The organism is Ciceribacter lividus (genome assembly GCF_003337715.1).
Taxonomy (GTDB): Bacteria; Pseudomonadota; Alphaproteobacteria; order Rhizobiales; family Rhizobiaceae; genus Allorhizobium; species Allorhizobium lividum.
Map to the genome: position 1 here is coordinate 48289 of NZ_QPIX01000001.1, position 20133 is coordinate 68421.

Below are 20133 nucleotides of genomic sequence, written 5' to 3' on the forward strand. Positions count from 1 at the left end.
CGCCATGAACGAGAAGAAACCGACGAGCATTCTCTATCTCGACGGCGTATCCGTCTCCTTCGACGGCTTCAAGGCGCTGAACTCTCTGTCCTTCGTCGTCGAGCCCGGGGAGCTCAGGGCGATCATCGGTCCGAACGGCGCCGGCAAGACGACGATGATGGACATCATCACGGGCAAGACCAGACCCGACGAGGGCGAGGTCTTCTTCAACGGCGAGGTGGACTTGACGAAGAAGGACGAGGCGGAGATCGCGGAGCTCGGCATCGGCCGCAAGTTCCAGAAGCCGACCGTCTTCGAGAGCCATACGGTCTGGGACAATCTCGAACTCGCGCTCAACCGCAAACGGGGCGTCTTCGCGACGCTGTTCTACCGGCTGAGCGTGGAAGACAAGGCACGCATCGAGGAGATCCTCGAAACGATCCGCCTCACCGGTCGCAAGGACGACGTCGCCGCCAATCTCAGCCATGGCCAGAAGCAGTGGCTCGAAATCGGCATGCTGCTGGCGCAGGAGCCCAAGCTTCTGCTTGTCGACGAACCGGTGGCCGGCATGACCGACGCGGAGACGGCGGAAACGGCGATCCTGCTCAAGCAGATCGCCAAGACCCGTTCGGTCGTCGTCGTCGAGCACGACATGGGCTTCATCCGCGACCTCGGCGTCAAGGTGACGTGTCTGGCGGAAGGCTCGGTGCTGGCCGAGGGCTCGATCGATTTCGTCTCGAACGACCAGAAGGTCATCGAGAACTATCTGGGGCGGTGAACTTGATCATGGTCAATGTTGCCGCCCGCTCCGCTGGTAGTCTGATCTCACTCTCCCCGACGCCCGGCGTCGTGGACGTGGCTGCGGAGATCGGGATGATGTTGACGCGCAGAACGCTTTTCGCTTTGGCTGCGGGCGGTACAGCGGTCGCGGTCGGGGCCGGTTGGCTGCACCGTCGCTACGCGGTAGCCCTCGGCGCCGCGCGGGCGCACATCGCGGGCTATCGCGCCACGACGATCGAAGGCCGCTTCGGCCCGCTAGAATATGCCGAAGCCGGCACAGGCAAGCCCGTGCTGATGATCCATGGCAGCGGCGGCGGATGCGATCAGGGCTTGCTGTTTGCCGCGCCGCTGGTCGAAAACGGCATGCGGGTGATTTCGCCATCGCGGTTCGGTTATCTCGGCTCGGCCTTTCCGACCGATCCTTCTTCGGAAAACCAGGCGGACGCGTTTGTCGATCTGCTCGATGCGCTCGGCATCGACAGGATACCGGTCATCGGCGGCTCGGCCGGGGCGTTATCTGCCATCGCTTTCGCCATCCGCCACCCGGATCGTTGTGCTGCGCTGATCGCGGTCGTGCCGGCGGCCTATGCCCCCAACCGGCCGCCGGCACGCCCATGGTCGCCGGGTCAGGAACACCTGGTCGAGGCGGCGCTCGGATCGGACTTCCTGTTCTGGGCGGCCATGTCGGCTATGCCCGACCTGATGATCGGCTCGGTCCTGGCGACGGATCCGGCTCTGTTCGCCGCTGCCGCGCCGGACGAGCGCAGCCGCGTGCAGGCGATCCTCGATGCGATCCTGCCGGTCAGCGAGCGGGCGCAGGGATTGCTGAACGACATGCGGCTGGCTGGCGATCCCCAGCCGATGCCGCTGGAAGCGATCACGGCACCGACGCTCGCCATCTCGGTCGAAGACGACCGCTACCTGACCGCCGACGCTGCGCGCTACATCGCCGACCGCGTAGCGGGCGCAAGGCTGATCCTCTACCCGACCGGCGGCCACGTCTGGATCGGCCACAATGCGGAGCTCTTCTCCGCCATCCAGGGTTTCATCGAGGAGACAGCACGGTGAGCGAACTCGTCGTCGACAACATCAACCTCCACTACGGTGCCGCGCAGGCTCTTCGCGGCGTCAGTCTCGTTGCACCGATGGGCAAGATCACCTGCGTGCTCGGCCGCAACGGGGTGGGCAAGTCCTCGCTGTTGCGGGCGATCACCGGCCAGCATCCGGCGTCGGCGGGCGAGATCCGGTTCGCCGAAAAAACGATGAACGGCATGGCGCCCTATCAGCGCGCCAAGCTCGGCGTCGGCTACGTACCGCAGGGGCGGGAAATTTTTCCGCTGCTGACGGTGAAGGAAAACCTCGAAACCGGTTATGCGCCGCTCGTCCGCAAGGACCGCTTCATTCCGGATGACATCTTCAGCCTGTTTCCCGTGCTGCAATCCATGCTCGGACGGCGTGGCGGCGATCTTTCCGGCGGGCAGCAGCAGCAGCTGGCGATCGGGCGGGCCCTCGTCATGCGGCCGCGCCTTCTCGTGCTCGACGAGCCGACAGAGGGCATCCAGCCGTCGATCATCAAGGATATCGGCCGTGCCATCCGCTATCTCAGGGACTCGACCGGCATGGCGATCCTGCTCGTCGAACAGTATCTTGATTTCTGCCGGGAGCTTGCCGACTACGTCTACATCATGGATCGCGGTGAGATCGTACACGAGGGCGCGGCCGAGACGCTCGACTCGGCCGATGTCCGCCGGCACCTGACGGTCTGACGGAGGTCAGGTGAGGGGATGCACGGCTGCCCAGAAATTGGGCAGTGATATTGCCCGCCAGGAGGGCAGGACGGGTTTCCTGTCCGCGGCGCATCCCGCGGGCGGTGTGTCTGCAGATGCTTCAGCGGCTCGGTCGGGAAGGCACGGAACTTGCTTTCCTTGCCGTCGCCGGGCCGAGAAGGCTCCGGGACGGCGGCAGGACAGCGGAGACGAGGGAAGCTTGACGGCATTGGTGCAGGACCGACAGCAAAGGGCGTGGGGCCGCGGGCATATCGCAGCGAAGCTCCTCGGCGGCCGCACGCGCCTCGCCGAGCTCTACCAGGAAGGGGCGGCCAAGATCCGGCTGCCCGAGACCTTTTCCGCCGAGATGGAGGCCGTATTCATCAACACCGGCGGCGGCCTGACGGGCGGCGACCGTATGGACTGGTCGGTCGCCGCCGGCCCCGGCACTTTCGTGACAGCAACGACGCAGGCTTGTGAAAAGATCTACAAGGCCTCGTTCGGAACTGCCGCCGTCGAGACGCGGATCACCGTCGCCGCCGGTGCCAAGGTCCACTGGCTGCCGCAGGAGACGATCCTTTTCGACAATGCGTCGCTGACCCGGCGACTGGATGTCGATCTCGACGAGGACACTGAGTTCATCGCCGTCGAGGCAGTGCTGCTCGGGCGCAAGGCGATGGGGGAGGCCGTTTCCCGCGGCCTCCTGCGGGACCGCTGGCGCATCCGCCGCGGCGGGCAGCTTCTCCATGCCGAGGAACTGCGGCTCGACGACGACATCGCGGGATTGACCGCCTCGAACGCGGTTCTCGGTGGTGCTCTCGCCTTTGCCACCGTGCTCTATGTCGGGCCGCTCGCGGAGGCGCTGCTACCGCAGGTGCGCGCGATCCTCGGTGACGGCTCGGGTGGTGCGAGCCAGTGGGACGGCAAGCTCGTCGTGCGGATGACCGCTGCCGACGGCTTCCAGCTCAGACAAAAACTGGTTCCAGTCGTTTCGGCCTTGCGCGGAAGCGCAACTATGCCGAAAGTCTGGAATCTCTGACAGTCGTCAAGAAGAGTGGAGCGGGCATGAACCTCACGCCGAGAGAAAAAGACAAACTCCTGATCGCCATGGCCGCCATGGTGGCGCGCCGCCGGCTCGAACGGGGGGTGAAGCTCAACTATCCGGAAGCGATCGCGCTCATCACCGACTTCGTGGTGGAAGGCGCGCGCGACGGACGTTCGGTCGCCGACCTCATGGAGGCGGGGGCGCACGTGATCACCCGCGACCAGGTGATGGAGGGCATCGCCGAGATGATCCACGACGTCCAGGTCGAGGCGACTTTCCCGGACGGCACGAAGCTCGTGACCGTGCATGAACCGATACGTTAAGTCGTTGGAGGACTGATTCATGATCCCCGGTGAAATCATTGCCGCAAAAGGCGAAATCGAGCTGAATGCCGGCCTTCCGACCGTGACGGTCGAGGTGTCCAACACAGGTGACCGGCCGGTGCAGGTCGGCAGCCACTACCACTTCTTCGAGGCCAATGCCGGCCTTTCCTTCGATCGCGAGAAGGCAAGGGGCATGCGGCTCGATATTCCGGCCGGAACGGCTGTGCGCTTCGAGCCGGGCCAGACCCGGCAGGTCACGCTGATCCCGCTTTCGGGCAAGCGAGAGGTCTACGGTTTTCGCCAGAAGGTCATGGGAGCACTCTGATGGCGGTTTTGCATTATCACGGAAGCTGCCAGTGCGGCGCGGTGGATTTCGACGTCGACGTCGATCTCGGGCACACGGTCGTGTGCAATTGCTCGCGCTGCCGGCGTCTCGGATCGGTATTGGCCTTTGTTCCGCGAGAGGCCTTCACGCTGAACTCCGGCGAAGGCAATCTCACCGAATACCAGTTCAACAAGCACCTGATCCATCACCTGTTCTGCAAGACCTGCGGCATTCAGAGTTTCTCTTTCGGGACGACGCCCGACGGCGAGGAGATGGTGGCGGTGAACGTCAATACGCTCGACGGTGTCGATGCCCGCTCGCTTCCGTCGCAGGCTTTTGACGGCGCGTCGGTCTAACTGCATTTTCAGCCGGGGTTTTCAACAGTCATGAGTTTTTCGATATTTTCCTGCCGCGGTGTTGCAGCGGTCCTTCTCTCCGGCCTCGCTTTCGCCGCGCCGGCGGCGGCCGAGGATGAGCCTGAGGTCGATTGCGAAAACGCGATGACCCAGTTCGACATGAATGTCTGCTCGCAGCAGGATTACGAGAAGGCCGACAAGGAGCTGAATGCCCAGTGGGCCAAGACCAAGAAGGTGATGGCCGACTGGGATGCCGAGCTCGATGCCGAGAACAAGGGCGCGGTCGAGTCGCTGGTCGGTGCGCAGCGCGCATGGATACAGTACCGCGACAATCAGTGCGACGCCGTCGGCTACAGCGTCTGGGGCGGAAGCATGTATCCGATGATCGTTTCTTCCTGTCTTGCCGACCTTACCCGCAAGCGGACCGAAGAGCTGAAAAGCATGGTCGAGAATTAGCAGGAGTGTAACTGGCCCTATGCGCGCTCTTTTCCTCTTCTGGTTGACGTCTTCCTCGCTGCAGGTCGCGGTGGTGTTGGCGCTCCTCTGCCTTGCGCCGACTGCCGCCTTCGCGCAGGTGGATGTATCCGAGGCGTGCGACGAGATCCTCGACACGGTGGAGCTTGCGGAATGTGCCGAGAGCGAACTCGCTCGCGAGGATGCCAGGTTGAACGCCGCCTATCAGCAGGCGCGCAGGGTGATCGGTGAGCGGGAGGGCAAGGTCGAGGGCTATGCCACCGGCTATCTGGAGGCGCTGACGGAGGCGCAGCGCGCCTGGATCGCCTATCGCGACCGCAAATGCGAAGTCGACAGCTGGAGCTGGCGCGGCGGCTCGCAGGCGGCGCTGCACGACATTTCCTGCCGGCTCGAGATGACCCGCGTGCGGCGCGGCGAGCTCGACGCGCTCGGCGAACCTCCGGAGAATTGACGTCGTGGCGAGAGCACAGCAGATCGTGATTGTCGGCAATGGCGAGATCGAACCCGGGCTTGCCCCGGTCATCGACGCGGCCGACCTCGTTATCCGCTTCAACGAGTGTCGCTCCTTCGGAGCCGGAGGCACGCGCACGGATGTGGTCGCCGTCTGCAATACCGGCAGGCCGCCGCTCATGATGCTCTCCTCGCCCGAATGGCGAGCGAGCCAGCCGGTGAACGACTGCCGGGAAATCTGGTCGGTCCGCGATCCGGAGAAGTTCCGGGAGCTTCGTCCAGCGTTGATGGCGACCCATCCGGAGCTTGCGGACTTTTGCGACGATTATACCGATGCGCTTGCGGCCTTCGCGAATGACGCCGGCAAGACCCACGCGGTCATCGACCGGTCTGTGCACGAAGCCGTCGACGCTGCGCTCGTGCCGTTCGATCCGGGCGACTATGTCGTTCCGAGCAGCGGCATGGTCGTCGTCGCTAGCATCCTTGCGCAGGCCGAAGAGGCCGGCGATGCCGTCGCCCTGACCGGTTTTTCGCATGAAGGCTGGGATGGCCATCCCTTCGCCGCCGAGCGGCGTCTCGTGGATTCCTACATTGCAGCGGGCAGGCTCAGCCGCCTGCCGCAGACCAATTTCATCTCTCCCCCGGAAGGAGCCTGATCCGATGTCCTACAAGATGTCCCGCGCCGCCTACGCCTCGATGTTCGGTCCGACGACCGGCGACAAGGTGCGGCTCGCCGATACCGAGCTCTTCGTCGAGGTCGAGAAGGACTACACGACCTACGGCGACGAGGTGAAATTCGGCGGCGGCAAGGTTATCCGCGACGGCATGGGCCAGAGCCAGGTGACGCGCGCGGCGGGTGCCGTCGACACGGTCATCACCAATGCGCTGATCGTCGACCACTGGGGCATCGTCAAGGCGGACATCGGGCTGAAAGACGGGCGTATCGTCGCGATCGGCAAGGCCGGCAACCCGGATACCCAGCCGGGCGTCACGATTATCGTCGGGCCGGGGACCGAGGCGATCGCCGGCGAGGGCAAGATCGTCACCGCCGGCGGCATGGACAGCCACATCCACTTCATCTGCCCGCAGCAGATCGAGGAGGCGCTGATGTCCGGCATTACCTGCATGCTCGGCGGCGGCACCGGACCGGCCCACGGGACGCTCGCCACCACCTGCACGCCCGGGCCCTGGCACATCGCGCGGATGATCGAGGCGGCAGATGCCTTCCCGATGAACCTCGCCTTCGCCGGCAAGGGCAATGCCTCGCTGCCGGGGGCGCTCGAAGAGATGGTGCTGGGCGGGGCCTCGTCGCTGAAACTGCATGAGGACTGGGGAACGACGCCGGCGGCGATCGATTGCTGCCTCTCGGTCGCCGACCAGTACGACGTGCAGGTGATGATCCACACCGACACGCTGAACGAGTCGGGCTTCGTCGAGGATTCGATCGGTGCCATCAAGGGTCGGACCATCCATGCCTTCCATACCGAAGGGGCAGGCGGCGGGCACGCGCCCGACATCATCCGCATCTGCGGGCAGGCGAACGTCATCCCGTCTTCGACGAACCCGACGCGGCCCTATACCGTCAACACGATCGCCGAGCACCTCGACATGCTGATGGTGTGCCATCACCTCTCGGCGTCGATCCCGGAAGACATCGCCTTTGCCGAAAGCCGCATCCGCAAGGAGACGATCGCCGCGGAAGACATCCTGCACGATATCGGTGCCTTCTCGATCATTTCCTCCGACAGCCAGGCCATGGGCCGCGTCGGAGAGGTGGCGATCCGCACGTGGCAGACCGCCGACAAGATGAAGCGCCAGCGCGGGCGGCTGCCGCAGGAGACCGGCGACAACGACAACGCCCGGGTGAAGCGCTACATCGCCAAGTATACGATCAATCCGGCGATCGCCCACGGCGTCAGCCACGAGATCGGGTCCGTCGAAATCGGCAAGCGGGCCGACCTCGTCCTCTGGAACCCGGCCTTCTTCGGCGTCAAGCCGGACATGGTGCTGATGGGCGGGACGATCGTCGCCGCCCCGATGGGCGACCCGAACGCCTCGATCCCGACGCCGCAGCCGGTGCATTACCGGCCGATGTTCGGCGCCTACGGCAAGGCGCGGACCAACTCCTCCGTCACCTTCGTTTCCCAGGCCTCGCTCGATGCCGGGCTTGCGAACAGGCTCGGCGTCGCCAAGCAGTTGGTGGCTGTCAAGAACACGCGCGGCGGCATTTCCAAGGCGTCGATGATCCATAACGACCTGACGCCGGAGATCGAGGTCGACCCGGAAACCTACGAAGTGCGCGCCGACGGCGAGCTGCTCACCTGCGAGCCGGCGACGAAACTGCCGATGGCGCAGCGGTATTTCCTGTTCTGACGGCTGCCTGACCAAGCGTTGTGCAGAAGTGCCGATCGGCGGCGTTTTTGCTATGCGTTTTTTGCAATCCAGCCATGCATCCGCCCTGCGGCGATGTTTCATGCTGCGTCGCAACCGGTTTTAGGCTAGTTCTAATTCGCAAGTCCGGTGCTCCATCCCGTATGGAACCGGCTACCGTGTTTCCCATGCAAGGAGATTGCTATGCTGATCGGCAAGAAAGTGCCCCAGGTCACCTTCCGTACCCGCGTCCGTGACGAGTCCGTTGGCGGTCCGAACCCCTATCGTTGGCAGGACGTCACCTCGGACGACTACTTCAAGGGCAAGCGGGTCATCCTGTTCTCCCTGCCGGGTGCCTTCACCCCGACCTGCTCGACCTACCAGCTTCCCGACTTCGAGAAGATGTACAACGAGTTCAAGGCCGAAGGCATCGACGAGATCTACTGCATCTCCGTCAACGACGCCTTCGTGATGAACGCCTGGGGCAAGTCGCAGAACCTCGAAAACGTCAAGCTGATCCCCGACGGTTCCGGCGAGTTCACCCGCAAGATGGGCATGCTGGTCCGCAAGGATAATCTCGGCTTCGGCATGCGCTCCTGGCGCTACGCCGCCATCATCAATGATGGCCTGGTCGAGCAGTGGTTCGAGGAAGAAGGCTATTCGGACAATTGCGAGAGCGATCCCTACGGCGTTTCCTCGCCGCAGAACATTCTGGCGAAACTCCAGGAGAAGAAGGCCGCGTAAGGCTTTCGCGTTCTCTCGTTTCGAGGGCGTCGTCCGGCTGGTCGGCGCCCTTTTTGGTGTGTGTCGACAAGATGTGCTATCACTAATTGTGATTACAACTTCGGTGTTGCCGTTGACGCTCAAATTCTGCATTTTCCCGGGATAGTCAGTTCGGATTAGCCATGCAGCGTATCACGACCTATCTCTCGGCCGGCACATCGGCCGCTCTTCCCATCGGCACGGTGGTGCTTGCCCATGACGAGCGGCACCTGAGGCGGAAGCTTCTTCATCTCACCGACGGCGACATGGTCATGCTCGACCTCAAGGAACCGGTCGTCTTCGGCGACGGCGACCGGCTGGTCCTCGACAATGGCGACCAGGTGGAAATCCGGGCGGCGAAGGAGCCTCTCTACGAGATCGTTCCGCGCGACCCGCTGCATCTGGCGGAACTCGCCTGGCATCTCGGCAACCGGCACATGTCGGCGCAGATTGAGGCGGATCGCATCCTCATCCTGCGCGACCGGGTGATCCGGGAGATGATCGAGCTGCTCGGGGCGAGGGTGGTGGAGATCGTCGAGGCGTTCCAGCCGATGCGAGGCGCCTATCACACCCACGGTGACAATCACGGCCATGCCCATGGCGGCCGCGAATGAGCGCCGATGCGTGAGACCTCCGCAGTGCAGGCCCTGTTGCGGCTCATGGCCTGGCTTTCTCCGGCCTTCCCGGTGGGCGGCTTTGCCTATTCCGGTGGGCTCGAGGCCGCGGTCCAGTCGGGACACGTGTCGTCGGCCGAGGCGCTGGAGGACTGGCTCGTCACTCTGCTTCGCTGTGGCAGCCTGCGTAACGACGCGGTCCTGCTCGCCGAGGCCTACCGTTCCGTCGAGGACGATGAGCGCCTGCGGGCGGTGACGGAGCTAGCGGCGGCGCTCGCCGGATCGGCCGAACGGCATCTCGAAATCTCCCGGCAGGGCGGCGCCTTTCTTGCGGCCGCGAGCGCCTGGCCCGGTGCGGTTCCGGAAGTGCTCGGCGACGGGACGGCCTATAGCGTCGCCATCGGTGCCGTCGCCGCATCGAACGGCGTCGGCCTTGCAGAGACGCTTTCCGCCTTTCTTCACGCCGCCGTCTCGCAACTCGTTTCGGCGGCGATCCGTCTCGGCGTCCTCGGGCAGAGCCGGGGCGTCACGCTGCTCTCGCGGATCGAGGACGTCATCGCCGACGAGGCCGGGAGGGCTGCTTCATCCAGCCTCGACGATCTCGGCAGCGCAACGCTGATCGCCGATCAGATGAGCCTCAGGCATGAGACCCAACATTCGAGGCTGTTCCTGTCATGACCGCGCTCGCCCTTCTCCTCGCCGTCGTGCTTCTGGCGATCGCGGCGCTGCATCTTGCCTGGGCCGCGGGCTCTACCTTTCCGGCCGCGAGCGAGCGGGAGCTCGTGCGGATGGTGGTCGGCTTCAAGGGACAGGAACACATGCCGCCGCCGGCGGCCGCCGTGCTGGTTGCGGTCGCGCTCGCCTTCGCCGCCTATGTTGCGCTGGCCCTTGCCTCCCTGTGCGTCTGGCCGCTCGGGGGCTGGTCGCTCACATCCGCTGGCATGGTCCTTGCTTTCGTCTTTCTTGCCCGCGGTGTCGCCGCCTATCTGCCCGCGTGGCGGATGCGGGTTCCGCAGCAGCCTTTCGCGAGGCTCGACCGGCGCTACTATGGGCCGCTCTGTCTCGTGATCGGCGCGGGCTTCACTCTTCTTGCAACGGGATACACGGGATGAAATCGGCAAACGGACCCTTGCGCATCGGTATCGGCGGCCCTGTGGGCTCCGGCAAGACCGCGCTCACCGAAAAGCTCTGCAAGGCGCTGAGGGGAGACTATTCCGTCGCGGTCGTCACCAACGACATCTATACGCGCGAGGATGCCGATGCGCTCGTGCGCATGCAGGCGCTCTCCTCCGACCGCGTGGTCGGCGTCGAGACCGGTGGCTGTCCGCATACCGCGATCCGCGAGGATGCGACGATCAACCTGCAGGCGATCGCCGACCTCAATCGCCGCTTTCCCGATCTCGATGTCGTCTTCATCGAATCGGGCGGCGACAATCTGGCGGCGACATTCTCGCCCGATCTCGCCGACCTGACGATCTATGTGATCTCGGTCTGCCAGGGCGAGGAAATCCCGCGCAAGGGCGGACCGGGCATTACCCGCTCGGACCTCCTGGTGATCAACAAGAAGGATCTCGCCCCTTACGTCGAGGTCGATCTGGACGTGATGGATCGTGACGCACACCGGATGCGCAACGCCAAGCCTTATGTCTTCTCCGACATGAAGCGAGGAGCGGGCGTCGAGGATATCGTGCAGTTCATCAAACAAACCGGCGGCCTCTGATCGCCGGCTGTCGTGCCCGACAGGTCCCGGTTCAGATCTGTTTCAGCGCGCCGATATCGTTGATCTGGATGATGCGCCCGCGGACCGTCACGCCCGCCCGGCGGAGCGACGAGAAGGCACGCGACAGGGCCTCGGGAGCCAGCCCGAGCTTGCCGGCGAGCAGGCTCTTCTGGAATGGCAGGCGGATCGAGGCGGAGCTGCCGTCCTCCGGGCAGTTGTCGAGCAGGTAGTGGGCGACGCGCTGCGGCGCCGTCTGCAGCCGGTCGTTGGCGATGCAGTCCATGCTGCTGCGCAGATGCGCTGACAGGCATTGGATCACGGCCTTCGCCACGTCCTTTTCCTGCTCGGCGAGTTGCCGCACCTTCTGCAGCTCGAAACGCGCCACCATGACGTTTTCCGCCGCCTGGGCGTTGTAGAGGTAGCGATCACCGCAGGAGAGCAGGCATTCGGCGAAGGTGTCTCCCGGTCCGCAGATGCGGATGTCGGCCTCCCGACCGTCCCTGTTCAGGCGGTAGAGGCGAATATAGCCGGTGAGGACGCAGTAGAAGTATTCCGCCACCTCACCTTCGCGGAAGAGGATGTCGCGGGCCTCGAAACTGGTGACGGTCGCAAGGTCGAGCATCCGCGCCATCGATGCAGGGCCGAGTGGCTCCATGAAGGAACTCTTCAGCAAAATGTTCTTGTCGCGTGTGTTCAGCTTCAATGTCTTGTTCACAGGTATCACCATTCCTGCCGACCTTGCGTGGCAGACGCAGGGCCCGTTGCCGGTTCTTGGGAGATGGTCGTTGATCCGGCTTTGCTGGGAGTCGTCTCGATCCGAACGGCACACGCCATCGGCGGCCTTCGGCCCTGGTCTTTCCCGTCCGCTCCGCCGTTCCGTGGCCACGGAATACCCGCGGCGCGCGGCCGACCACGCTCACTCCCAAAACCCGGGAAACGACCTACGCTGCACTCATTCCCCAGTACGAGCCAAGATAAGCAAGGGCGGGAAATGACGATTTGATTTCGATCAATCGTCCTGCAGGCAATTGCGAAAATGCGGCGGTTGCGCCCTGCTTCTCAACGAAAAAGAGCCGGTTTCCCGGCTCTCTTCCCGTTTGCGGTTGCGCCTCGACCCTCACTCGGCGGCAAGCGGGCGGATCGGCACCAGCTTGTTTGAATCCGCAGGCGCCGGCGTGCCGCCGGACGAGCGCTTCTCTATGCTGGAGAGGCGTTGTTCGATCGCAGCCAAAGCCTCGTCGTTCTTGCGGGTGCGCTCGCTGAGCTCTTCGCGACTCAACGTCTCGCTTTCCTCTTCCTTCCTGCCGACGAGGCGGCCGAAGATCCAGCCGAGCAGGCGGGACAGGTCGTCCATGATCAGGAAGAAGGCGGGTACGACCAGCAGGCTGAGGGCGGTGGAGACGATGATGCCGCCGATCACCGCGGTCGCCATCGGGGCGCGGAACGAACCGCCCTCGCCGACGCCCATGGCGGACGGCAACATGCCGGCGGACATGGCGATCGACGTCATGATGATCGGCCGGGCGCGCTTGCGCCCGGCTTCCACCATGGCCTCGACGCGGTTCATGCCGCGGTTGCGCATTTCGATCGCGAAGTCCACGAGCAGGATCGCGTTCTTCGTGACGATACCCATCAGCATCAGAATGCCGATCAGTACGGGCATGGAAAGCGCATTGCCGGTTATGATCAGCGCCACCGCCACGCCGCCGATCGCAAGCGGCAGCGAGAACAGGATGGTGAAGGGCTGGATGACATCCTTGAACAGCAAGATCAGCACGGTCAGCACCAGCAATAGGCCGAGCAGCATGGCATTCAGGAAGCTCTGCTGCATCTCATTCTGCACCTTGGTGTCGCCGCTTTCGGCAAGCCGCACCGTCGGGGGGACTTTCGTCTCCGCGACCGCCTCGCGGAAGGCGGCGGAGGCCGTGTCGAGCGCCACGCTGCGGGGCAGGTCGGCACCAATGGTGACCACGCGCCGGCGATCGCTGCGCTTGATCGAGCTCACGCCTTCCGAGTAGTCGATGTCGGCGACCGTCGAGAGCGGCACGGAGGCGCCGGTCGCGGTCTGGATCTTCATCGCGCGGATGGCTGCAAGGTCGCTGCGTAGATCGAGAGAGGCCTGAACGCGGATCGGGATCAGACGGCTGTCGAGCGAGATCTTCGACAGCGCCGCGGCGGTATCGCCGATCGTTGCGACACGCACCGTCTCAGAAATCTGTTGCGGCGTGATGCCGAGGCGGGCGGCTTCGTCGTTGAGCGGCCGAATCTGCAGTTCCGGGCGGGGCAGGGCGCCTTCCGCGCTGACATTGGCGAGTTGCGGTACAGTCCGGAGCTTCGCCTCCAACAGCCCGGTGGCGGCGTTCAATTCCTCCTCGTCCTTGGAGAGGAAATTGAACGAGATGTCGCGCTCGCCGCGGTCATTGAGCTTCAGAACGCGCACGTCGGCGATCGGCCGCACCTTCTCGAAGACCTCCTGCTCGATGTCCCATTGCGGGCGTGTGCGGCCTTCGACGGACATCTTGGGAAGATAGGAACCGATGAGCGGAATGTTGCCGATGCCCTTGTTCACGAGGGTCTTCAGCAGCGAATGCTCGATCTTTACCAGATTGAGGGTCACCGTGGCGCGGCGCAGTTCGAGTTCGCCCTTCGGCGAGGCGCCACCGAGCACGAAGACGCTCTCGACCCCGTCGAGGTCCTTCACGGCCTCGTAGATCGCATCGCTCTTGCGCTCGGTTTCGGCAAGCGTGGCATTCGGCGGCAGCTCCACCGAAAGCACGATCCGTCCGGCGTCCTCCGGTGGCAGGAAACTGCCGGGGACCTGAAACAGCAGCGCCATCGAGGCAATGAGAAACAGGATGGCTCCGAGCAGCGTCGCATAGCGCGAGTACCAATGGGTGGTCGTGCCGCGAACCAGCCGGGTGTAGCCTTTCATGAAGGCGCTGTCGTTGTCGGCATGGTCGTCCATCGCGTCTTCGGCCCGCATCAGGTACGCCGCCATCAGCGGCGTAATGAGGCGGGCAACCATCAGCGAGAAGAAGACCGAGAAGGCGACGGTGAGGCCGAACTGGATGAAGTACTGGCCGGGAATGCCCGGCATGAACGACACCGGCACGAAGACGGCGATGATGGTGAAGGTCGTGGCGATGACCGCAAGCCCGATCTCGTCCGCCGCCTCGATCGCCGCCCGGTAGGGCGTCTTGCCGAGCTTGATGTGGCGGGCGATATTCTCGATCTCGACGATCGCGTCATCGACGAGGATGCCGGTCGCAAGCGTAAGCGCCAGGAAGCTGACAAGGTTCAGCGAGAACCCCATCATATCCATGATCCAGAAGGTCGGGATCGCCGAAAGCGGCAGCGCGATCGCCGAGATGAGCGTCGCGCGCCAGTTTCTCAGGAACAGGAAGACGACGATGACGGCGAGGATGGCGCCTTCAAGCAGCGTGTGCATTGCCGCTTCGTAGTTGCCGTAGGTGAAGTAAACGGAATCGTTGATGAGTTCGATCTGCACATCCGGGTTTTCCGCCCGGACCTGGTCGAGGCTCTTGGCAACCGTCTCCGCGACCGTCACCTCGCTCGCACCCTTGGCACGGAAAACCGCGAAGGTGACGACCGGCGTGCCGTTGAAGCGGGAGAACGACTTTTGTTCCTCGTAGGTGTCCTCGATCTTGCCGAGGTCGGCGAGGCGCACGAAACGGCCGCCCGAAAGCGCGATCATACGGTTGGAAAGCGTCTCGACATTGCGGCTGTCGCCAAGCGTGCGGATCGTCTGTTCCGCACCCGCGACCTGTCCGCGGCCGGAGCCGAGATCGAGGTTGGTGCCGCGCAGTTGCCGGTTCACGTCGGCGGCGGTGATGCCGTAGGCGTTCAGGCGGTCCGGATTGAGTTCGACCCGGATTTCCCGGTCGGCGCCGCCGTAACGGTCCACGCGGCCGATGCCGCTCTGTCCCTGCAGCGCGCGCTTGATCGTATCGTCGACGAACCAGGAAAGCTCCTCCAGCGTCATGTTGGGCGCGGAGACCGCAAACGTCTGGATCGCCTGACCTTCGACATCGATCTTCGAGACGATCGGCTCGTCGACGGTTGCCGGCAGATCGCCGCGGATGCGATCGATGGCATCCTTGACATCCTGGACCGCCTGCTCGGTCTGGACCTCCATGCGGAACATGACGACTGTCTGAGACTGCCCGTCGGTGACGGTCGATGTGAGCTCGTCGACGCCGGTGATGCTGGCGACGGCGTCCTCGATCTCCTTCGTCACCTGCGCTTCGAGTTCGGCGGGGGAGGCGCCGCTCTGCGTGACCGTGATTGCCACCAGAGGCACGTCGATGTTGGGGAAGCGTGTGACCGGCAGCGCATTGAACGACTGCAGGCCGACCACCATCAGCAGGAAGAAGCCGAGCAAAGGTGCGATCGGATTGCGGATGGACCAGGCAGAGAAATTCATGACGCCGACCTTCTCAATTCGACAATGCCGATTGTTCCTGCACGGGCCTGATGTGGTCGCCGTCACGGACGAAGGCCCCTGCCTTGGCGACCACGGCGTCTCCGGCCTTCAGGCCCTTGGTGATTGCGATGAAGGCGCCGTCCTGGATGCCGGTTTCGATGCCGACCTGCTTCACCACGCCATCGGCGACGAGACGGGTTGTCGAGCCTTCTTTGCCGGTAGTGATGGCGGAAACGGGCAGCGCTACGGCTTCGGCCTCGGCGATCACGATCTCGGCGGTCGCAAACATGCCCGCAAGCGCCTTGTCGTCGTCGTCGATTGCGATATGGACGGCCCCGAGACGGGTCTGCTGGTCGACGACGGGCGAAATCAGGCGGATGGTGCCGGCGAGCCTGGAAGCGCCGCCGGCGACGGTGATGTTGGCCTTCTGGCCGACCTGCATCTTCAGGATGTCGGTTTCCGAAACGTCGGCGACCAGTTCGATCTGGCCGTCGCGGATCACCGTGAAGAGCGGCTGGCCGGCACCGCTCGCGATAGCGCCGACCTTGGCGGTGCGCGAGGCGACGAGGCCTGCTGCCGGCGTCTTGATGTCGGTGCGGGCGAGCTTCAGGTCGATATCGGCGATCTGGCTATCGACGACCTTGATGTCGGCGTCGGCAATCGCGATCGCCTGTTCGGTGCTGTTGACCTTGGCCCTTGCGCTGGTTGCGGCGGTTTCCGCCTGTTCGATCTGTGAGGTCGAGACGGTGCCGGACTTGCCGAGCGTCGTCGCGCGCTTGTACTGCCGTTCGGCTTCGGCGGCGTTCGCTTCGGCATCCGTCAGTTGAGCCTTGTACTGGGCGAGCGCTGCTTCCGCCTTGGCCCTGGTCGCGACGAGCTGGCTCTTCTGGAGAAGCAGGCTGTCGTCGGAGAGACGTGCCAGCACACCGCCGGCCTCGACCCGATCCCCGACATCTGCCTCGAGCGAGCGGATCGAGAGCCCCTCGACCTGCGGCTGGACGTAGATCTCTTCGACCGGCTTGATGGTGCCCGTCGCCACAACGCGATCCACGAGCTTTCTGACCGTCGCTTCTGTGACGACGATGGAGGGCAGGATCTGCTCGGTCTTGGCCGCCGGTGCTTCCTCGGCGGTTGCGGTCAGCGGCGCGAGAATGGTGCCCAGAGCCAGAAGCGCGGCCATCGTGTTCGGGTATCGACTCATCTGTCCCTTCCGAGGTTTAACTTCAAGAAATTCACTGTTCTAAAATTGAAGAATGGCCGTAAAAGTCCGGCGGGAGTTCCGTAACTCTGTACGGAAGCCGTATATCTTCTCTGAACGCGACCGACAATTCTTCCCGAAGGCACTTCAAGCGGCTTACGTGGGTTTGGTAAAGACTGCTTGCAAGGCCCTCCAAAGCGCTTTACGCGCAAAATATTAGGCTGGCCGTCCTGGTAAATCAACGCTTGGTGCGCCTGCTGCCGCAGCGATTTCCGGTTTTTGCGGAGGAACGGCCGGAATGTGCCCGTCCGGCAACAGAAAGACGCACGGGCGGTGACCCGTGCGTCCTCGTCGTTTGCGTGGGGCCGAAGACTACTTCAGTGCGGCGTCGGTGATCTCGTGAGTGAAGGCGCCTTCCGGCTCCTTGGTGATGACCGGATCCGAACCGCCGCCGAGCAGGGTTGCAACCGTGCGTTTGTAGTCGGCCTCGTCGAGGGCGCCGTTCGAGCCGGCGGTGAGCTTGGCGACTTCGCCCATCATGCGCTTCTGGTGGCTTTCCGTCTGAGCACCGGAGGCGTCGTTGTCGAGAACGATCCCGGCTGCGTCATCCGGGTTCTCCTCGGCCCATTTCCAGCCCTTCATCGAAGCGCGGACGAACTTGACCATCTTGTCCTTGAAGGCCGGGTCCTTCAGCTTGTCCTCGAGCACGTAGAGGCCGTCCTCGAGGGTTGCCACGCCTTCGTCCTCATACTTGAAGGTGACGAGGTCTTCCGCCTTGATGCCGGCGTCGATGACCTGCCAGTACTCGTTGTAGGTCATGGTGGAGATGCAGGCGGCCTGCTTCTGCAGGAGCGGGTCGACGTTGAAGCCCTGCTTGAGCACGGTCACGCCGTCCGGCGATCCGTCGGTCTTGATGCCGAGATGGGCCATCCAGGAGAGGAACGGATATTCGTTGCCGAAGAACCAGACGCCGAGCGTCTTGCCCTTGAAGTCTTCCGGCTTGGTGATGCCGGTTTCCTTGAGACAGGTCAGCATCATGCCGGAGGACTTGAACGGCTGGGCGATGTTGACGAGCGCCACGCCCTTCTCGCGGGTGGCGAGTGCCGAGGGCATCCAGTCGACGATCACGTCGGCGCCGCCGCCGACCAGCACTTGCGGCGGGGCGATGTCCGGGCCGCCCGGCTTGATCTCGACGTCGAGGCCTTCCTCTTCGTAGAAGCCCTTGTCCTTGGCGACGTAGTAGCCGGCGAACTGCGCCTGCGTCACCCACTTGAGCTGCAGGGTCACCTTGTCGGCGGCCGCGGCCTGCATCGCCATCAGCGAGACGGCGCCGGCCAGCAGCAGAGATGCGATTTTCGTTTTCATTCCTGTTCCCTCTTTTTTGTTCAGGCCTGTCCACCGCGGACAGACGGATGCCAGAAGGTGACGGCGCGCTCTGCCAGCGCCACCACCCCGTAGAAGACCGAACCGGCGATCGCGGCGACCGCGATCTCGGCCCAGACCATGTCGACATTGCTGCGCCCCACTTCCGTGGAAATCCGGAACCCCATGCCGACGATCGGGGTGCCGAAAAATTCTGCCACGATCGCCCCGATGAGCGCCAGCGTGGAATTGATCTTCAAGGCGGTGAAGATGAACGGCCAGGCGGCGGGCAGCCTGAGTTTCACCAGCGTCTGCCACCAGCTCGCGGCATAGGTGCGCATCAGGTCGCGCTCCATGTGGCTTGCCGAGGCGAGACCCTGAACCGTGTTCACCAGCATCGGGAAGAAGGTCATGATGACGACGACGGCGACCTTCGACTGCCAGTCGAAGCCGAACCACATCACCATGATCGGTGCGACGCCGACGATCGGCAGGGCCGACACGAAATTGCCGATCGGCAGCAGGCCCTTCTGAAGGAAGGGCGAACGATCGATGAGGATCGCCACCGCAAAGCCGAGGCTGCAGCCGAAGACGTAGCCGGTCAGTACCGATTTCAGGAATGTCTGGCGGAAGTCGGCCCAGAGGGTCGGCACGGAGCCGACGAGCCGCGTCCAGATCGCCGAGGGCGCCGGCAGCAGGATCGAGGGGATCGCAAAGCCGCGCACGACACATTCCCAGACGACCACGAGCGTGATGCCGAAGATCAGCGGAACGGCGATGCGGGTCGCCCGTCTTGCTGCCGGTGCGGCAAAATGCTGGCGCACCAGCCATTCGTTGAGGCCCCAGGCACCGAGCCAGAACAGGACGGCGAAGATCAGGTAGGCGCTGTTCACGGCTTTTCCCCCATGCGCTTCAGGACGGCGGAATGAGCCATGCCGACGATGGTGACGAGGACGGCGGCAAGGCCGGAGGCCATGAAGAGGGCGGCCCAGATCTGGATCGTCTGCCCGTAATAGGAACCGGAGAGCAGGCGGGCACCGAGCCCGGCTACCGCCCCGGTCGGCAGCTCGCCGACGATGGCGCCGACGAGCGAGATGGCGATCGCCACCTTCAGCGAGGTGAAGAGATAGGGCATCGAGGCCGGCCAGCGCAGCTTCCAGAAGATCTGCGAACGGCTGGCATTGTAGGTGTGCATCAGATCGAGCAGGATCGTATCCGGGCTTCTCAACCCCTTCACCATGCCGACGACGATCGGGAAGAAGGAGAGGTAGGTCGAAATCAGCGCCTTCGGCAGCAGGCCGGAAACGCCGATCGAGTTCAAAACGACGATGATCATCGGCGCCACCGCGAGGATCGGGATCGTCTGGCTGGCGATGACCCACGGCATGAAGGAGCGGTCCATGGCGCGGTTGTGCACGATGGCGACCGCAAGCACGACGCCGAGCAGCGTGCCGATGCCGAAGCCGGCCAGCGTCGCCGAGAGCGTGATCCAGGCGTGATAGACGAGGCTGCGCTTGGAGGTGATCGCCTTGCCGACTGTGGTGTCCCAAAGCTCGACGGCGATCTGGTGCGGCGCGGGGAGGACCGGCCGCTCCTGGTTGAACGTGCGCTCCACCACCTGTTCGAAGGTCACCGTCTCGCCGGCGCGTGCGGCCTGATCGCGCACGAAGGGCGCGTTCAGGTAGACGACGAAAAGGTGCCAGATGACGAGGATCGCGAAGAGGACGGTGAGGATGGGCAGGACGCGATCGCGGAAGAGGGAGGGGGCGGTCATGGGCGCGGCTCCGGGGCCAGGAACCGCTTTAGGCTCGTCTCCAAGGTCACGAATACATAGTCGGGATTGTCGATGACTTGATGATTGTCGAAGCGGATCACCTTAAAACCCTGACCGCGGAGAAATGCATCACGCCGCAGATCATGTGCGCGCCCTTGATCCGTTTCGTGACTGTCGCCATTGACCTCGACGATCACGCGGGCGGAAAGCCACGCAAAGTCAGCGATGTATGGCCCAATTGGTGTTTCCCGGCGGAAACGAGCGCCACGGAGTCGGAAGTCCCGTAGCAGGTTCCACATCTCCTGTTCCGCCCTTGTGAGTTCCCGACGCAAGGTCTTTGCACGATCTCTGGTCTTCGGATCGATATTGGAATGCGGCATGGGACACTCCA

General features: G+C 63.9%; 23 protein-coding genes. 16 read left to right on the forward strand and 7 right to left on the reverse strand.

What is annotated here, in order from left to right:
* Positions 1-4: 4 nt before the first annotated feature.
* The 16 genes from urtD (at position 5) to ureG (ending at position 10964) form a co-directional block, all read left to right on the forward strand.
* A complete protein-coding gene (gene urtD / locus DFR48_RS00235; RefSeq protein ID WP_114361171.1) occupies positions 5-757 on the forward strand; it encodes an urea ABC transporter ATP-binding protein UrtD in 753 nt (250 codons plus the stop codon).
* An 8-nt stretch (positions 758-765) separates the two neighbouring features.
* A complete protein-coding gene (locus DFR48_RS00240; protein WP_147273493.1) occupies positions 766-1827 on the forward strand; it encodes an alpha/beta fold hydrolase in 1062 nt (353 codons plus the stop codon).
* Positions 1824-2525 carry an urea ABC transporter ATP-binding subunit UrtE gene (urtE, locus tag DFR48_RS00245; protein WP_114361173.1) on the forward strand — a complete coding sequence of 234 codons (702 nt, stop codon included), beginning with the start codon at positions 1824-1826 and terminating at the stop codon, positions 2523-2525. Before DFR48_RS00240 ends, urtE begins: the two co-directional genes overlap by 4 nt.
* A 220-nt stretch (positions 2526-2745) precedes the next feature.
* On the forward strand, positions 2746-3564 hold the full coding sequence (locus tag DFR48_RS00250) for an urease accessory protein UreD (protein ID WP_114361174.1): 819 nt from the start codon (positions 2746-2748) through the stop codon (positions 3562-3564).
* 26 nt (positions 3565-3590) lie between these two features.
* Positions 3591-3893 carry an urease subunit gamma gene (locus DFR48_RS00255; protein ID WP_112688637.1) on the forward strand — a complete coding sequence of 101 codons (303 nt, stop codon included), beginning with the start codon at positions 3591-3593 and terminating at the stop codon, positions 3891-3893.
* Positions 3894-3912: 19 nt separating this feature from the next.
* Positions 3913-4218 carry an urease subunit beta gene (locus DFR48_RS00260; protein ID WP_114361175.1) on the forward strand — a complete coding sequence of 102 codons (306 nt, stop codon included), beginning with the start codon at positions 3913-3915 and terminating at the stop codon, positions 4216-4218.
* On the forward strand, positions 4218-4574 hold the full coding sequence (locus tag DFR48_RS00265; protein ID WP_114361176.1) for a GFA family protein: 357 nt from the start codon (positions 4218-4220) through the stop codon (positions 4572-4574). The genes DFR48_RS00260 and DFR48_RS00265 overlap by 1 nt, the downstream gene beginning before the upstream one ends.
* 30 nt (positions 4575-4604) lie before the next feature.
* Positions 4605-5030 carry a lysozyme inhibitor LprI family protein gene (locus tag DFR48_RS00270; protein WP_114361177.1) on the forward strand — a complete coding sequence of 142 codons (426 nt, stop codon included), beginning with the start codon at positions 4605-4607 and terminating at the stop codon, positions 5028-5030.
* A 19-nt stretch (positions 5031-5049) separates the two neighbouring features.
* Positions 5050-5499 carry a lysozyme inhibitor LprI family protein gene (locus DFR48_RS00275; RefSeq protein WP_114361178.1) on the forward strand — a complete coding sequence of 150 codons (450 nt, stop codon included), beginning with the start codon at positions 5050-5052 and terminating at the stop codon, positions 5497-5499.
* A 25-nt stretch (positions 5500-5524) separates the two neighbouring features.
* Positions 5525-6154, forward strand: coding sequence for a Urease operon accessory protein (locus DFR48_RS00280; RefSeq protein ID WP_114361783.1), 630 nt, complete (start codon positions 5525-5527; stop codon positions 6152-6154).
* A gap of 4 nt (positions 6155-6158) precedes the next feature.
* The gene (ureC, locus tag DFR48_RS00285) at positions 6159-7871 is read left to right on the forward strand and encodes an urease subunit alpha (RefSeq protein ID WP_114361179.1); all 1713 of its coding nucleotides are present in this window, start codon (positions 6159-6161) and stop codon (positions 7869-7871) included.
* A 204-nt stretch (positions 7872-8075) separates the two neighbouring features.
* Positions 8076-8612 carry a peroxiredoxin gene (locus DFR48_RS00290; protein ID WP_114361784.1) on the forward strand — a complete coding sequence of 179 codons (537 nt, stop codon included), beginning with the start codon at positions 8076-8078 and terminating at the stop codon, positions 8610-8612.
* A 161-nt stretch (positions 8613-8773) separates the two neighbouring features.
* Entirely contained in the window at positions 8774-9244 is a 471-nt protein-coding gene (gene ureE, locus DFR48_RS00295; protein WP_114361180.1) for an urease accessory protein UreE, read from the forward strand.
* A 6-nt stretch (positions 9245-9250) separates the two neighbouring features.
* Entirely contained in the window at positions 9251-9922 is a 672-nt protein-coding gene (locus DFR48_RS00300) for an urease accessory protein UreF (RefSeq protein ID WP_170141759.1), read from the forward strand.
* Complete coding sequence (locus DFR48_RS00305) at positions 9919-10356, forward strand: DUF3995 domain-containing protein (protein WP_114361181.1); 438 nt, start codon at positions 9919-9921, stop codon at positions 10354-10356. Before DFR48_RS00300 ends, DFR48_RS00305 begins: the two co-directional genes overlap by 4 nt.
* A complete protein-coding gene (ureG, locus tag DFR48_RS00310) occupies positions 10353-10964 on the forward strand; it encodes an urease accessory protein UreG (RefSeq protein ID WP_114361182.1) in 612 nt (203 codons plus the stop codon). The genes DFR48_RS00305 and ureG overlap by 4 nt, the downstream gene beginning before the upstream one ends.
* Before the next feature lie 31 nt (positions 10965-10995).
* Here the strand turns inward: ureG and DFR48_RS00315 are convergent, their stop codons facing one another.
* From DFR48_RS00315 to DFR48_RS00345, 7 genes are all read right to left on the reverse strand, one after another.
* Positions 10996-11685 carry a Crp/Fnr family transcriptional regulator gene (locus DFR48_RS00315; RefSeq protein WP_170141787.1) on the reverse strand — a complete coding sequence of 230 codons (690 nt, stop codon included), beginning with the start codon at positions 11683-11685 and terminating at the stop codon, positions 10996-10998.
* A gap of 396 nt (positions 11686-12081) precedes the next feature.
* Entirely contained in the window at positions 12082-15408 is a 3327-nt protein-coding gene (locus DFR48_RS00320) for an efflux RND transporter permease subunit (RefSeq protein ID WP_114361184.1), read from the reverse strand.
* A 13-nt stretch (positions 15409-15421) separates the two neighbouring features.
* Entirely contained in the window at positions 15422-16609 is a 1188-nt protein-coding gene (locus DFR48_RS00325; RefSeq protein ID WP_114361185.1) for an efflux RND transporter periplasmic adaptor subunit, read from the reverse strand.
* Positions 16610-16978: 369 nt separating this feature from the next.
* Positions 16979-17971 carry an ABC transporter substrate-binding protein gene (locus DFR48_RS00330; RefSeq protein WP_114361186.1) on the reverse strand — a complete coding sequence of 331 codons (993 nt, stop codon included), beginning with the start codon at positions 17969-17971 and terminating at the stop codon, positions 16979-16981.
* A gap of 20 nt (positions 17972-17991) precedes the next feature.
* Positions 17992-18861 (reverse strand): ABC transporter permease, encoded by an 870-nt coding sequence (locus tag DFR48_RS00335; protein WP_114361187.1) that lies wholly within the window; start codon positions 18859-18861, stop codon positions 17992-17994.
* Positions 18858-19742, reverse strand: a complete 885-nt coding sequence (locus DFR48_RS00340) for an ABC transporter permease (RefSeq protein ID WP_114361188.1) — start codon at positions 19740-19742, stop codon at positions 18858-18860. The genes DFR48_RS00335 and DFR48_RS00340 overlap by 4 nt, the downstream gene beginning before the upstream one ends.
* Complete coding sequence (locus tag DFR48_RS00345; protein ID WP_114361786.1) at positions 19739-20122, reverse strand: endonuclease domain-containing protein; 384 nt, start codon at positions 20120-20122, stop codon at positions 19739-19741. Before DFR48_RS00345 ends, DFR48_RS00340 begins: the two co-directional genes overlap by 4 nt.
* Between the last annotated feature and the right edge of the window lie 11 nt (positions 20123-20133).

Excerpts from the sequence above, each read along its gene's own strand:
- urtD (WP_114361171.1), top strand. The coding sequence starts at position 5 with ATGAACGAGAAGAAACCGACGAGCATTCTCTATCTCGACGGCGTATCC.
- DFR48_RS00340 (WP_114361188.1), bottom strand. The coding sequence starts at position 19,742 with ATGACCGCCCCCTCCCTCTTCCGCGATCGCGTCCTGCCCATCCTCACC.
- ureC (WP_114361179.1), top strand. The coding sequence starts at position 6,159 with ATGTCCTACAAGATGTCCCGCGCCGCCTACGCCTCGATGTTCGGTCCG.
- DFR48_RS00325 (WP_114361185.1), bottom strand. The coding sequence starts at position 16,609 with ATGAGTCGATACCCGAACACGATGGCCGCGCTTCTGGCTCTGGGCACC.
- ureG (WP_114361182.1), top strand. The coding sequence starts at position 10,353 with ATGAAATCGGCAAACGGACCCTTGCGCATCGGTATCGGCGGCCCTGTG.
- DFR48_RS00320 (WP_114361184.1), bottom strand. The coding sequence starts at position 15,408 with ATGAATTTCTCTGCCTGGTCCATCCGCAATCCGATCGCACCTTTGCTC.
- DFR48_RS00265 (WP_114361176.1), top strand. The coding sequence starts at position 4,218 with ATGGCGGTTTTGCATTATCACGGAAGCTGCCAGTGCGGCGCGGTGGAT.
- DFR48_RS00270 (WP_114361177.1), top strand. The coding sequence starts at position 4,605 with ATGAGTTTTTCGATATTTTCCTGCCGCGGTGTTGCAGCGGTCCTTCTC.
- DFR48_RS00260 (WP_114361175.1), top strand. The coding sequence starts at position 3,913 with ATGATCCCCGGTGAAATCATTGCCGCAAAAGGCGAAATCGAGCTGAAT.
- ureE (WP_114361180.1), top strand. The coding sequence starts at position 8,774 with ATGCAGCGTATCACGACCTATCTCTCGGCCGGCACATCGGCCGCTCTT.
- DFR48_RS00345 (WP_114361786.1), bottom strand. The coding sequence starts at position 20,122 with ATGCCGCATTCCAATATCGATCCGAAGACCAGAGATCGTGCAAAGACC.
- DFR48_RS00330 (WP_114361186.1), bottom strand. The coding sequence starts at position 17,971 with ATGAAAACGAAAATCGCATCTCTGCTGCTGGCCGGCGCCGTCTCGCTG.
- DFR48_RS00255 (WP_112688637.1), top strand. The coding sequence starts at position 3,591 with ATGAACCTCACGCCGAGAGAAAAAGACAAACTCCTGATCGCCATGGCC.
- DFR48_RS00275 (WP_114361178.1), top strand. The coding sequence starts at position 5,050 with ATGCGCGCTCTTTTCCTCTTCTGGTTGACGTCTTCCTCGCTGCAGGTC.
- DFR48_RS00300 (WP_170141759.1), top strand. The coding sequence starts at position 9,251 with ATGCGTGAGACCTCCGCAGTGCAGGCCCTGTTGCGGCTCATGGCCTGG.
- DFR48_RS00240 (WP_147273493.1), top strand. The coding sequence starts at position 766 with ATGGTCAATGTTGCCGCCCGCTCCGCTGGTAGTCTGATCTCACTCTCC.
- DFR48_RS00305 (WP_114361181.1), top strand. The coding sequence starts at position 9,919 with ATGACCGCGCTCGCCCTTCTCCTCGCCGTCGTGCTTCTGGCGATCGCG.